The 12,407-nt window shown below is 58.5% G+C and carries 10 protein-coding genes and 1 pseudogene; 4 read left to right on the top strand and 7 right to left on the bottom strand.

Features of this window, described 5'->3' with window-relative positions; translation table 11 throughout:
• The first annotated feature begins 490 nt into the window (after window positions 1-490).
• A complete protein-coding gene (locus X760_RS73035) occupies window positions 491-1,108 on the top strand; it encodes a hypothetical protein (protein WP_245278796.1) in 618 nt (205 codons plus the stop codon).
• Between the two features lie 477 nt (window positions 1,109-1,585).
• Here the strand turns inward: X760_RS73035 and X760_RS73030 are convergent, their stop codons facing one another.
• Window positions 1,586-3,013, bottom strand: a complete 1,428-nt coding sequence (locus X760_RS73030; RefSeq protein WP_023723142.1) for an ISNCY family transposase — start codon at window positions 3,011-3,013, stop codon at window positions 1,586-1,588.
• A 448-nt stretch (window positions 3,014-3,461) separates the two neighbouring features.
• Between X760_RS73030 and X760_RS77015 the strand changes: the two genes are divergently transcribed.
• Window positions 3,462-3,638 carry a hypothetical protein gene (locus X760_RS77015; RefSeq protein ID WP_023723141.1) on the top strand — a complete coding sequence of 59 codons (177 nt, stop codon included), beginning with the start codon at window positions 3,462-3,464 and terminating at the stop codon, window positions 3,636-3,638.
• 300 nt (window positions 3,639-3,938) lie between these two features.
• On the opposite strand, the gene X760_RS0140580 is transcribed toward X760_RS77015, so the two are convergent.
• Window positions 3,939-5,168: an acetyl-CoA carboxylase biotin carboxylase subunit family protein gene (locus tag X760_RS0140580; RefSeq protein ID WP_031195496.1), complete on the bottom strand. Its 1,230-nt coding sequence runs from the start codon at window positions 5,166-5,168 to the stop codon at window positions 3,939-3,941.
• A 359-nt stretch (window positions 5,169-5,527) separates the two neighbouring features.
• Window positions 5,528-5,721: pseudogene (locus tag X760_RS78710) on the bottom strand (transposase); the annotation flags it as partial.
• Between the two features lie 45 nt (window positions 5,722-5,766).
• Between X760_RS78710 and X760_RS77010 the strand changes: the two are divergent.
• Window positions 5,767-5,925, top strand: coding sequence for a hypothetical protein (locus tag X760_RS77010; RefSeq protein WP_156948379.1), 159 nt, complete (start codon window positions 5,767-5,769; stop codon window positions 5,923-5,925).
• A 103-nt stretch (window positions 5,926-6,028) separates the two neighbouring features.
• Here X760_RS77010 and X760_RS74105 read toward each other — a convergent pair whose 3' ends face one another.
• From X760_RS74105 to X760_RS73010, 4 genes are read right to left on the bottom strand one after another with little or no spacing between them, the layout of a single operon-like run.
• A complete protein-coding gene (locus X760_RS74105) occupies window positions 6,029-6,655 on the bottom strand; it encodes a sarcosine oxidase subunit gamma family protein (protein WP_023723135.1) in 627 nt (208 codons plus the stop codon).
• Window positions 6,648-9,629 carry a sarcosine oxidase subunit alpha family protein gene (locus X760_RS73015; protein WP_023723134.1) on the bottom strand — a complete coding sequence of 994 codons (2,982 nt, stop codon included), beginning with the start codon at window positions 9,627-9,629 and terminating at the stop codon, window positions 6,648-6,650. Before X760_RS73015 ends, X760_RS74105 begins: the two co-directional genes overlap by 8 nt.
• A complete protein-coding gene (locus X760_RS0140570) occupies window positions 9,626-9,901 on the bottom strand; it encodes a sarcosine oxidase subunit delta (RefSeq protein ID WP_031195492.1) in 276 nt (91 codons plus the stop codon). The genes X760_RS73015 and X760_RS0140570 overlap by 4 nt, the downstream gene beginning before the upstream one ends.
• 14 nt (window positions 9,902-9,915) lie before the next feature.
• Entirely contained in the window at window positions 9,916-11,166 is a 1,251-nt protein-coding gene (locus X760_RS73010; protein ID WP_023723133.1) for a sarcosine oxidase subunit beta family protein, read from the bottom strand.
• A 971-nt stretch (window positions 11,167-12,137) separates the two neighbouring features.
• On the opposite strand from X760_RS73010, the gene X760_RS77695 reads away from it, so the two are divergent.
• Window positions 12,138-12,407 (top strand): hypothetical protein (locus tag X760_RS77695; RefSeq protein WP_210164504.1); only part of this gene is annotated, 270 nt, incomplete at its 3' end.

The raw sequence follows: 12,407 nt of genomic DNA, 5'->3' as shown, positions 1-12,407 counted from the left end.
ATGTCACGCGATCTGCTGGTAAATTGCTGACTTAGGTTTGCGATGCAGGCGGAGCGCCAAACGATGCGGCGGCATCCCCAATTCGAGCCGCGCTGCATTAGGATGATCCATATGTAACATTTCGTGTAAAGTGCAAACATCTATTGCAACATCGATCGCGACAAGCTAGTCTTTGATCCGCTGGTCGTCAGGGACGGTTCACTCAGAATTCGGCGACGGCATTGCATTAGTCGGACACAATCGGCCAAGGCTTTCAGATATAGAAGTCGCGATGATGATCGCCCACCAGGCGGTGGGCTACTAAAGAGGTGATATCCAAATGCTCGATTCTTATCCTACCAAAGGTATGCGGTGGCCCGCCTGGGTGAAGCAGGGTTTGGCGTTCCACGGCGCGCCCCTTGGAATCATGCTAACTGAACGCTGGCCCACCCCCGGCGTCCGCCCTTATTTACCCGGGGACACTGGCAATGCGACAACTTGGAGCGTCCCCGTGCGCTACAAGACAGTGCCCGGTCTCAACAATGCGTCGATCTTTGCGACTGACGGCGACAAGATGACAGCGGCTGTGGTGCAGACGGCTCGTGAGCTCGTTCGTGAGGGCGCTCAGTTGATCGCCTGCAACTGCGGGTACTCGATTAGGTACCAGCAAGCGGTGCGTGACGCGGTAGACGTGCCGGTGTTCCTGTCGCCCCTTCTCCTCGCTCCTTTTCTCGAAATGATGCTTCCATCGAACCAGGCCCTGGGCATCATCGTGGCAAACAAGCCTGCACTAACTCAGGACATGTTGGAAGCGAGCGGGTTGCGAGCCGATATTGGCCGTAGGATTGTCGTTGTCGGGCTGGAGGACACTCCTGTATTCGCGCCCTCTTATGTTAGACCCGAGGGCGACCTGGACGTCGGCGGCTGCCAGGCTGACCTAGTCAATACTGCGGTAACTTTACAAAAGGAGCGCCCCGACATTGGGATGCTGCTGCTGGAATGCGGCGATCTGCCGCCTTACGCCCATGCGATTCAGCAGGCGACCCAAATTCCCGTCTTCGACTTCACCTCGATGGTCGAGTTCTTCGTAGGAGGGTTGGTGCGCAAGCCCTTCACGGGCCTCATCTAAAGGCACTTAAGTCGAGGGGAACCGGGCCTGAGTCTGTTCCCCTACGGTGAGATGTTGTCAGAGCTCGTATCTGTGGCAGTTTGTTTGCTGACAGGAGGATTTTCTCAGGCGTCGTCGACCCACAGGTTCTGCATAATTGCGAGCAGCACGCTTCAAGACTGGACGATCGAGAACGCGATCTACGGCGGCCCTTACGCCGGCAACGGCAGTATGATTGGCGCGATCGTTTGCGCCTGACCGACAGCCTCAAGCCGCGTCGCCGTGGACGCCCGGGTGTCGGCCGAATTGAGAAACTGACCCCCCCTATTGCCTCACCGAGGAATGTTACCGAACGCGATAGGGCCGACATGGGCCCTTTCTCCATCCGTCGCGGCGGAGGGAGATAGCGGCCAGCTCTTCATCCAACCGCCATCGAGGATGATCAGCCCAGCCATTTCCATGCGCCAGACCTTCACAAGCCGTTGCACCATTCTCAGGTTATTTTCCTTGAAGCGCGAGGGGTCGATCTTTGTCAGGCGTTGCAACACACTTGCTGCCGAGAGCGCCGGCTCTTCCTCGAGCCATCCCTTGATCTGCGCCTCGAACGGCTCGTAACGGCTCGTACATGCTGGGTCTCTTCGGATAGGGTTGGGTCCGCCGATACGGCCGCCGATGCGTTGGTCGGGTCTCGCCACTCTTCCAGGCCGTCTTCAGATTCGCGGCGAAGCGCTGGAGATCGATAACGGCCGGCTCCTCAATCTTCGTATTCAGGCCACGACGATCGACCCGCCGCCCAAGCTCCTCCTGCGCGGCGCGGATGCCAGCAAACAGCAGCACGGGATCGGCGGTTTCCATCATCGCCTGGAGCCGCTGCTTGTCGGCCTCGGCCACACCCGGATGTGCAAGGACACGGGCCGCAGGCGGAACTGGCGGATGATAGCGCTTGATCACACGAGCGCCGATCCGCGTCTTCTCCTGAAGCTTGAATGACGGTTGGAACAGATTGCCGTAAAGCCGCACGACAGCATAAAGTTTACCAAGCGCGGCCGTCGCCTCCGCGCCGACAAACCGACCATACCCCACCAGGCGACGCACGATGGCGCCATTCTTCTGCTCCACATGCGCCTGGTCATTCTTTCGATAGGCGCGCGAGCGCGTCACTTCCAGTTCCTCACTGCGGCACCAGGAGACGACGAACTCGTTCATGAAGGCGCTGTCGTTGTCGAAATCTACGCCGAGCAGGGGGAAGGGAAAGAACGAGCGGGCCTGCTTGATCGCCACAATCACATTGCCGCTGTCGCGCGTGCGGACCGGAACGCATTCAGTCCACCCCGTGGCAATATCGGTCAACACCATCGTCTGCACAAAGCTGCCGGACGAAGATGTGCCGGAATGCGCCACGAAATCGACCTCGACGTAACCGGGCGGCGGATCATTCCAGTCCCCGAAGGTGCGCACCGGCACCGATCGGCGAACCGCCGAACTCATTCCTGCTCGCCGGCGCTGGCCGCCGCGAGCCACAACACGTACCTCCGCCAAAAGCCGATCTATCGTCGCCGGGCTCATTGTCAGCAGCTTGCCGCGGAGCGCGGCATCGAGCTCCAGCCGGCCATGTCGTTCAAGCGCTGGCAGCAAGACAGGTATCAACGGCCGCAGCCGTTTGGAACACAGCCGCTCCGATGCCTCCCACAACACCACGAGCGCTTCGCGAACATCGCCGCCATAGCGAAGGCTGTGCCTCTTGTTGCCAGGTATCTTCGACGCGCGTTGACGGAGCACTCGGATCGCATGCTTGCGATGATAACCGGTCACCGCGACGAACTCATCGAGGATGAGGCGCTTATCGCTTCGGCTCCCCGATCGATACCGCTCGACAATTGCTTCCACCAATTCCGACCGTGTCGCCATGCTGATCCGCCTTGCCATCCATCCTCCGAATCGGGATGACAACACCTGACCATCCCATTCGGAACAGCGACACTATTGGTAACATTTTGCTTGAGGCAATGCGGGGGTCAAATCCTCACTTCGCTTGACACCGGGAAGGCGCCAGCTGCCCGACAGAGCCATTGCAGCAATAAGATGAAATGGGGCCGCCACCTGAGGCTAAGGCGAGAGGCGTATCGCCGAACTGGAACAGAGCGTTGGCCAGCAGCAGCTGAATCTCGTTTTTCTAGAAGCGTTACGGCAGGTCAGGGACCATCAATGTGCTGGCTGGCGTCAGCCGGCCCTTTATTACCGGCAATGGCAAAGTTCGGCGCCACGTAAGGAAGAGACGGCCTTGCGTGACGTTATTCATCGGGTGCCCTCAATAACCGCCACTACGGGTATCGGCGGATTAGCGCCTTGCTGCGCCGGGGCGCCGGGAGGCCGCATGCTCGGTTCGGGGAGAGGCGGGAAGAAACCGGCCGCTGACGGCGGCGCGGCGCTTGCCGCCTACTCTATTGTCAATGGAAGTACGCAAACTGCATTATTGATGAAAATGCGCAAGCTGAGTACCGAGAAGGTTGAGAGCACACCGTATGTGATCGCCGTGTCCGGGACTTACTGAAACACGCACTCCTCAAGACGCTTGAGCCGGTCGCGCTCGAATGGCTGTAGCAGAAGACACCCTGACCGAAGCAGACCCTCGTAGAGTCCCTTACCCGCTCGTTGGTCAGCGCCTTGCGCTCGCACGGCGGGCGGGCGGGTGGNTCGCACGGCGGGCGGGCGGGTGGGCGACGGTGCATCGCACAACCGTGCTGGTAGGCGACTTTGGATGTTCATCGCGGGCTATGGCCATGAAACCTCACTGTTGTCTGGCAGCGCCTGCGCTGATGCAGGGAGGTAAGGCCGCAGATGTTCCTATTCGTCAAGGGGTCGGAAATGGTGTGATCGACCAACTGACTAAATCGACGGCACGCTGAAGTATGGACTCGGTCCGAGTACGGCTAGGCGAAGCGGCGATGACATGTCCGATCATGTCTCTCCAATCGCCTTTCCGGATGATCGGCGTCTTGGGCTCGACATAAAATCTGACCTCACTAACACCTGGTACAGCAGCCGCCGGACTGGTGCCCTCGCTCCGATCGAGGATGCCGTCGCGATCAGGAACCAGGAATCGCGCGGCAGCAGTGTGGGAATGCTTTAGCCGCAGATCGCATTCATCGCCGGTGACAAGCTTGATATGCTCATTGACGAGATCGACACCGTAGGCCAGTTGAATCAGCCGAGGGGTAGTCCACCCCGGAAGACGCGCATTGACTTCAATGACGACTGGGCCCCGCTTCGTCCATCGGAATTCAATGTTCGTTGGCCCCCACCCAAGACCGAGAGCGCGCAAACACTTCAGCGAAACATTAGCGATCTGGTTATACTCCTCGGCAGGCAGTGGGGCCGGAAAGATGCTCTCGCAAGGAACGAAATGCGGTGGGCGGTCGAACTCAGCGGCACCAACCGCAATGACCGCGTGTCCCATCGTAGTTGCTTCATAGAATGGGCCTTGTGCGAATTCTTCGACCAGCATCCTCGGCGAAGACCGCCCTATGTGCGTTCTTCCTAATAGGTAGGTCGTATGCTCGGCCAACTCATCGACATCGCGGCACAATCGGACACCGCTGCTGCCGCTGCCTTCGGCTGGCTTGACAATCACCGGCAGGCCGATCTTCACGGCAGAGCTTTCTACCTCCATCGCATTTGCTGCCACGCGATAAGCCGGCATTGGAACGCCGGCCCCCGCTAGGAGCTGACGTTGAACGACTTTGTCGCTACATCGTTCAATCGATACGGGGTTCGGTCCGGGCAGATTGAAATGCCGGCAGAGCTTGACAACTGTCACATAGCCCGACTCGCCGAGGCTTGGAAAGCCAGTTATGCCAACAATGTCATAGGTCGCACGCAGCTGGGAACATTCGCGGATCAGCGCATCGAGATCGTTGGTATCGACACGGATGGCCTCAATGCTTTCCGTCGCAAGATAGTCGTGGCGAGCTGGATCAGCCGCCAGGGTAATTGGATGAAGTCCAAGACGCTGGGCCGCTCGAACGTATAGGAGACCATTACCCCTTGAACCCTCGACCAGAATGAGTGCTCTTCTTGGCATTGGCTGTTGACCTTCCCTGCGTGCAATACGGTGGCATGGAGCGCAAATCGGCATCATCTTTGTCAGCCGGCCTGACCTCAAATCTCCTGGTCAGTGCACCGAAATAACATGAGTTCTACAGTGCTTGGGCAAGCCCCGATACTGCGGTATCTGGTAGTTGACGCATCTGCTCATGGCCCACCAAAGCGCCCCGCCAGTCAGGCCAAAGTGGCCAGTTGTTGACTCGGCTAGGCCCCCGCGACGCTCCAAGCGTACGTGATATAGTCGGCAGTGAACAACGACAGGGATCAGGCGTCGAACTCCTTCGGCTGATTTTGGAGGGCGCGGCAGTCGCACGGAACTCAGATCGGGATAGGTCACAACACGGTCACACCGGCGGAGTAGACCTTCTGCTTGAACGGGGTGCCGATCGCCCAGGCAAGGCCGCGCTCGATGAGCGCCTGCCGGAAGGGCGCGCTCAAGCCATATCCCGCATCCGCAAGATGCAGCCGAAGCGCACGCCGGCCCTGCGAAGCCGATCGTTCTCCGCCCGCGCGATCTCGGCTTGGTCCTGTAAGTCGATGGTAATCGGGCACGTTGGTACGGGCGAGCGGGGGCGGTGGCTGACCAGCTTCTCGCCGGCCAATACCCGCACCCGCCTCAGGCCGACCGGATATCAGCTCTGCATCGCAGCCGTCCTGCCCGCAGAGCCGCCGGCAATGGCGTGCTTCCGATCGTTGCTAAGCACGGCATTTTGTCGATCATCAACTATTCCTGACCTGTCCATGCCCGTCAACGGCGCTTCCGGTCGGATCCAAGTCATTGTAAATGCCGCGAAATACCGGCGTTTATGGACGGAAACTAGTCTGACTTAAGTCTAATTAAGGATAGCCTTTGCCAATGGTGACACGGTAGCCGAATTCTCCAGCCGACGCGGCAAACCAAGACCAAAAGCTGCGTGTCATACTGCGTTCCACGAGGAACTCGAAGGCCGCACCATCCGGTCCGTCCTCAATTCTCCAGAACTGTACCCCCATACGCGCGAAGCTCGTCAACGCGGCTGCCCCAACTGGAAAGACCGATGGGTGTACGTCAATCATGGATCCCTTCGCGAGAACTTCACGTACTCGCTCCCCTGAGAGGCGAAGCGCCGCGAAGGCTTGGCTTTGGTCGCTGACAGCAGCATTGGCTGATAACGAAGCGAGCAGTTCAGGGAAGCGCGCTCTGTTACGCGCAAGGAGCAACCACCGGTCCGGCCCTGACCATACAACGGCATGAGTGTCCGACAGGAAAATAGAAGGTTCCCGTGGTAGATCGAGATCCAACAGGCGTCTGGTGGCAAGCTCTAACCCTGCTGAGTTAGTCTTCTTGATTAAACTCGCGAATCCCAGGCTCTCCAGAGTGAGTACAGTCACACCCAGTGCGCCGCTCGCTCCGAACCAGCCCGCATCAGCAACACCGGCCCAAGAGCTGTGCGTGCGCCAAATAAAAGTGGGTCGCTCAGCCATGGAGACGTGCACCTTCGGGATCGAAGAAGACGGAAGAGCAGACCTCGACCTCCACATCGTGGTTTCGGAGCGGGTCAACGGCCCGGATGTGTTCGCCCAAGCGTGTGGGTCCATTCTTAAGAAACCCAAGAGCGATCCAGCACTCTAAATTCGGCGAGTAGGCGACGGAGGTCATATATCCCTCATCGTTCTCCATCACTGCCAACTGGCCAACGCAAACGAAATGGGCGCCAGCGGTCAGAGGGCTCATCGAGTTGACGGACCGGAAACCTACGAGGCATGGTCGGTCGGGCTGCGTAAGCGCTTCCCGCTTCGCCATGAGGCGGCCAACGAAGTCCTTTTTGGACGACATCATCTTGCCAAAGCCGAGGTCACGAGCAGTGGTTTGGCCGTTGAATTCAGTTCCACCTACATGGCCTTTCTCGATGCGCATGACGTCAAGCGCATCCAAACCGTAGGGGGTAATACTGAAGTGTTCACCTGCTTCCATCAAAGCTCGCATCAGCGCAACTCCATAATCTGCGGGTACGGCCAACTCGTACGCCAGCTCGCCCGAAAAAGAAATTCGGAACAGGCGCGCCGGGATGCTCCCGCCCACGGTGATCTCGCGAGCAGCAAGGTATGGGAAGTTCTCGTTCGAGATGTCGTGCTCAGTGTCAACCACACCGCGCAGAACATCGCGCGATCTCGGCCCGGCTATCGCCACTTGGGCCCATTGTTCAGAAACAGAAACGATATGAACTTCAAGGTTCGGCCAAAGCACCTGGTGGCAAAAATTGAGATGTTGCAACACCTTTCCGGCATTGGCTGTGGACGTGGTCATTAGGAAGTGATTCTCATCGAGCCGGGAGGTGGTGCCGTCGTCCATTACAAAGCCGTCCTCGCGCAACATCACTCCGAATCGGGCCCTGCCGACCGGGAGCGTCTTCCAACCATTGATGTACACGCGCTCCAAGAATTCGCAGGCGTCGGAGCCCCGGATGTCGATCTTGCCGAGCGTTGAGACGTCGCAGACGCCAACTCCATTGCGAACCGCGAGCACTTCACGATTGATGGTCCTCAGCAAATCTTCGCCCGGTTTGGGATAACACTTCGCGCGAGTCCATTGACCCGACACAACAAAGTCCGCCCCCAACTCGCACGACCAGTGATGCGTCGGCGGCAATCGCATTGGGCGGAAATTCTTGCCGCGATGGTGCCCGGCGAGCGCCCCGATCGCTACCGGGGTGTACGGTGGGCGGAAAATCGTGGTGCCGAGATCGGAAATTTCCCGACCCTCCAGTTCCGCCATGATCGCAAGACCTATGACATTCGAGGTCTTACCTTGGTCCGTTCCCATGCCAAGCGTCGTATAACGCTTGAGATGCTCAACCGAACGGAACCCTTCGCGCGCGGCGAGCTCGACGTCTTTATCCGTGACATCGTTTTGGAAGTCGACGAAGGCCTTGCCCGTGCCGCCTTTCACGCGCCACACCGGCTTTAGGCCGATCGTTTCCGTGTCAGTGCTAGGAACGGCCTCGGCCGCTGTCGGTGTCACGCCGATCTCGGCCACCATCTCGCGGCCGAGTCGTGCGCCATCTCGCAGAGCATCGGCAAGAGTGAAACGGGCGGCGGCGCTGCCAGCAACGGCGAGACCCGACGGAAGCGCGCCAGGCACGAACGCCTGCGCTGCCTCATTCCATACTGCTCTGCCGCCCTGGTGTGAGGCCAGGTGCAGCGTCGGGTTCCAGCCGTTTGCGACCGCAAGGAGGTCGCAAGGCACCAATGAACGTGTGTTAGAAGCATCGCGGACGATAACACTGCGAAGCTGATGGCCGCCGCGCGTGGACTCTACGATGCCGCCTGTGAACAGTCGTGCTCCGACGCGCTCGGCGAGCGCCTTGAAGGCGGGATCAATTTCGCTGCGGGAATCTACGATAGACGCTACGCGGATCCCGGCCGCCGCGAGTTCAGACACAGTATCCCAACCATTGTCACCGGTCGTGAATACAACAACATCACGGCCAGGTAGGACGCCGAACCGGTTGATGTAGGTGCGCACAGCGCCGGCGAGCATAACTCCTGGCCTGTCGTTGCCCGGGAAGACGATCGGTCGTTCGAGTGCGCCGGAGGCGAGGATCGCGCGCTTCGCGTATATCCGCCAGCCACGCTGGCGCGGTTGATGCGCCGGCGGGACGGCGACATGGTCATTGACGCGTTCGACCGCACCAAAGATGCCATGGTCGTAGAGCCCGAAGACGCAGGTGCGCGGCATGAGGCGTACCTCGGAGAGGCTGGCGAGCTCAACCAATGTAGCGGCAAGCCAATCGGCAGCGGGACGTCCATTGATCTCGCGCTTCTCGCTGAGCAGGCGCCCGCCGAGCCGAAAATCCTCATCGCAAAGAATGATGCGCGCCCCGCTGCGCCCGGCCGCGAGGGCTGCGGAAAGGCCTGCAGGCCCGCCACCAATCACCAGAACATCGCAGAAGGCGAAGGCCTTCTCATAATGGTCGGGATCTTCAAGCCGGGCGGCGCGCCCGAGACCGGCGGCGCGGCGGATCAGCGGTTCATAAAGCTTCTCCCAGAACGCCACTGGCCACATGAAAGTTTTGTAGTAGAAGCCAGCGACAAGAGCTGGCGAAGCTAGTCCATTGATTGCTTGCAAATCAAAGGCGAGCGAAGGCCACCGGTTCTGGCTCTTTGCATCGAGCCCTTCGAACAGCTCGATCGTCGTCGCCCGCGTATTCGGCTCACGGCGCGCACCGCTACGCAATTCGACCAGAGCATTCGGTTCCTCAGGGCCTGCAGAGAAGACGCCACGAGGGCGATGATATTTGAAAGAGCGGCCGAAGAGTCGTACGCCATTGGCGAGGAGCGCAGAGGCTAAGGTATCGCCGGCGTACCCCTCATAGCTCTTGCCATCGAATCGGAAGGTGAGCGCCTGGGCGCGGTCGATTAGGCCGCCGCCTGCGAGCCGTAAGGATTGCGCGCTCATGATTCCGTCCCCGCCTTTCGGTCCTTGACCGGGAACACTGAGTCGATTGCGTGGGTCAGTGTATTTCGGCGCACGACAAGCCAGGCATTGCAGGCGGCAGCGTGATACCAGAACTCCTCATGAATACCGTGCGAGTTGTCACGCAGATAAACGTACTCGAACATCACTCCTTCCGTCGCGTCGGGGCCGTCTGGGCGCTGTGGGCACGAATCGCCTGCATAGGCAAATTCCTGAACATCACGTAGTCCGCAATAAGGGCACGCAATTCGCATCTGATCAAAATCCACTATTGAAGGTTTGGATGGGCGCCTGCGCCCCTTTCGTCAATCAGGCGACCGGTAGCAAAACGGTCGAGCCTATATGGAGCAGCGACGGGATGCGGCTCGTCCTTTGCAATTAGGTGGGCGAAGCAGAGTCCAGCAGCTGGTGTCGCCTTGAAGCCCCCATAGCACCAGCCGGCATTGAGATAGAGTCCGGAGACCGGCGTTTGATCTATGATAGGTGAGCCATCCATAGACATGTCAACGATTCCACCCCAGTGTCGCAGCAGCCGCACCCGGCCCAAGGCGGGCCACACCGCCATTGCCGCTTCCATTACGTCCTCGACCACAGGTAGGTTTCCGCGCTGTGCGTAGGAATTATAGCCGTCAATATCGCCGCCAAAGACGAGCCCTCCCTTATCTGACTGGCTCACATAGAAATGGCCCGCGCCGAATGAAAATGCGCAGTCGACTAAAGGCTTAAGTCCCTCAGTAACAAATGCCTGTAGCACATGACTCTCAATCGGTAAGCGCATCTCCGCCATCGCAGCGAGACGTGAGGAGTTGCCGGCAACCGCGAGCGCGACTTTTCTTGCATTGATCTTCCCACGCGTCGTCTCGACGCCGGTGATGCGGCCATCCCCTATTTCGAAACCGGTCAACTCGCAGTTTTGAACGATATCGACTCCACAGCCGTCGGCGGCCCGTGCATAGCCCCAGGCAACCGCATCGTGCCGCGCGGTGCCGGCGCGCCTCTGCAGCAAGCCACCCTGAATGGGGAAGAGTCCTGTCTCGTAGTCGAGGAAGGGTAGCATTGCGCGCACCTGCTCGAGCGTGAGAAGCTCGGCATCGACACCGGCAAGCCGCATCGCGTTGCCACGTCTTGCGACGGCGTCACGCTGAGAGTCAGAATGGAAGAGGTTTAGCATACCCCGCTGGCTGACCATCGCGTTATAATTCAGCTCCTGCTCGAGTCTCTCCCAGAGCTTCAGCGACATTTCGTAGAAGGGAATGTTCCCAGGAAGGAGATAGTTCGAGCGGATAACCGTGGTGTTGCGGCCCACGTTGCCGGAGCCAATATGGCCTTTCTCGATAACCGCCACGTTATTGATTCCATATCGGCTCGCAAGATAGTAAGCCGTGGCAAGGCCATGACCACCGCCTCCGATAATCAGGACATCGTATGCGGACTTGGGCGAGGCATTTCGCCAAACCGGCTGCCAGCCGGTATGCCCCTTCAAGGCTTGAGCGATCAACGTGAAACCGGAATAGCGCATTGAACAATCAACAATATTGAAGTGCAGTTACGGTCTGATTGGGCAGCCCGATGGACCCCCAACATGTGCCTAGCCAATAGTGGCTTCGACAAGGACAGCTTAGCTGAAGATGCGGTAGCGCGGATGTGTGTGAATCGGTATGTGTCATGTCGGGAACTTAGAATAAGCGGCGCCAGCGCTGCTCATGTAATAATGTACTATTGCCAGGCGCCAAGCACGACTAAGCCCGGCTTTTCTCCATACTTGGCGTTAATGGGCAGATGCAGCTCGAATGACCGCCCATCCATATGCATCAGTTGGAATGAGATTCACCAGTATAGATTCGGGAACGGTTCCATCGCGTTTCCAGATGACACAAACGACTTTGCCGTTGAGATGCGCTCGGTCCGAATTGAACGCCACCGCTAGGTGACGTTACCCACACGCTTCGATAGGCGCTGGTGTTCCGTTGTTTGACACACGTCTCACAGATCGACGCGAGGTCCGAGTCGGGGCCCTGAGAAAGATAGACCGAAATCCAATTGGAGCATCCGATCGTGAATGATTATGCGGGGTCGATCGTAATTCCGACAGAAATTTGGAAACCGGCCCGTGATCATAACTGGCGACGGGCTGGCCGCAGGCATGGGCGTCATGAGCGAAAGCCTGCAAACGTTCCGACGTTGGGCAAACCCTCGACGGCATGTTCATGGCAGCAATGGGGCCCATCTCACTTCTAGATGACGCTCGCCAATAATCTATATTTGACGAAAGCACTCGAATGAAGCTCAACGGAGGCAGGGAAAATCGACAGAAGCCAAGCGGGACATAGTTAAAAAAATCCGGGAGGAACAGATGCGCAGCTTTGAGCCACTAACGGATTGATTGAGACGGAAGCCAGCTTCAGAATCCCAGCTCGGTTATCGAAGGCACAGCGCTGTTTAGGTAGAATGGGAAGGGGTCAACATTCGGTTCGAGGCGGATGTTATGCCTTGATGATCCGAGCATCTCCAAGAGTCCCGGTTTCCGGAGAATCTCCAGGCAAGATGGAAGCATGTGACCATGCTGTCGGCGCGGCGAATATCTTCGCTTTTCAAGACTTGTTCTTAGGCAATGTACTCGTATCAACGGAAACTAAAGAAACTAAAGATAAGTCAATTGACTTAGGGCCGTCATCATTAACAAGCATAGGAGAACGTGGCAATGCCCGCATTCACTCAGCAGGAATATCGCGAGCGCACGACACGGCTGCGTCAGAAGAT

Source organism: Mesorhizobium sp. LSHC420B00 (assembly GCF_000503055.1).
Lineage (GTDB): Bacteria > Pseudomonadota > Alphaproteobacteria > Rhizobiales > Rhizobiaceae > Mesorhizobium.
Note: the sequence above shows the minus strand (reverse complement) of the source record. Positions and strands in the feature narration are given on the sequence as shown.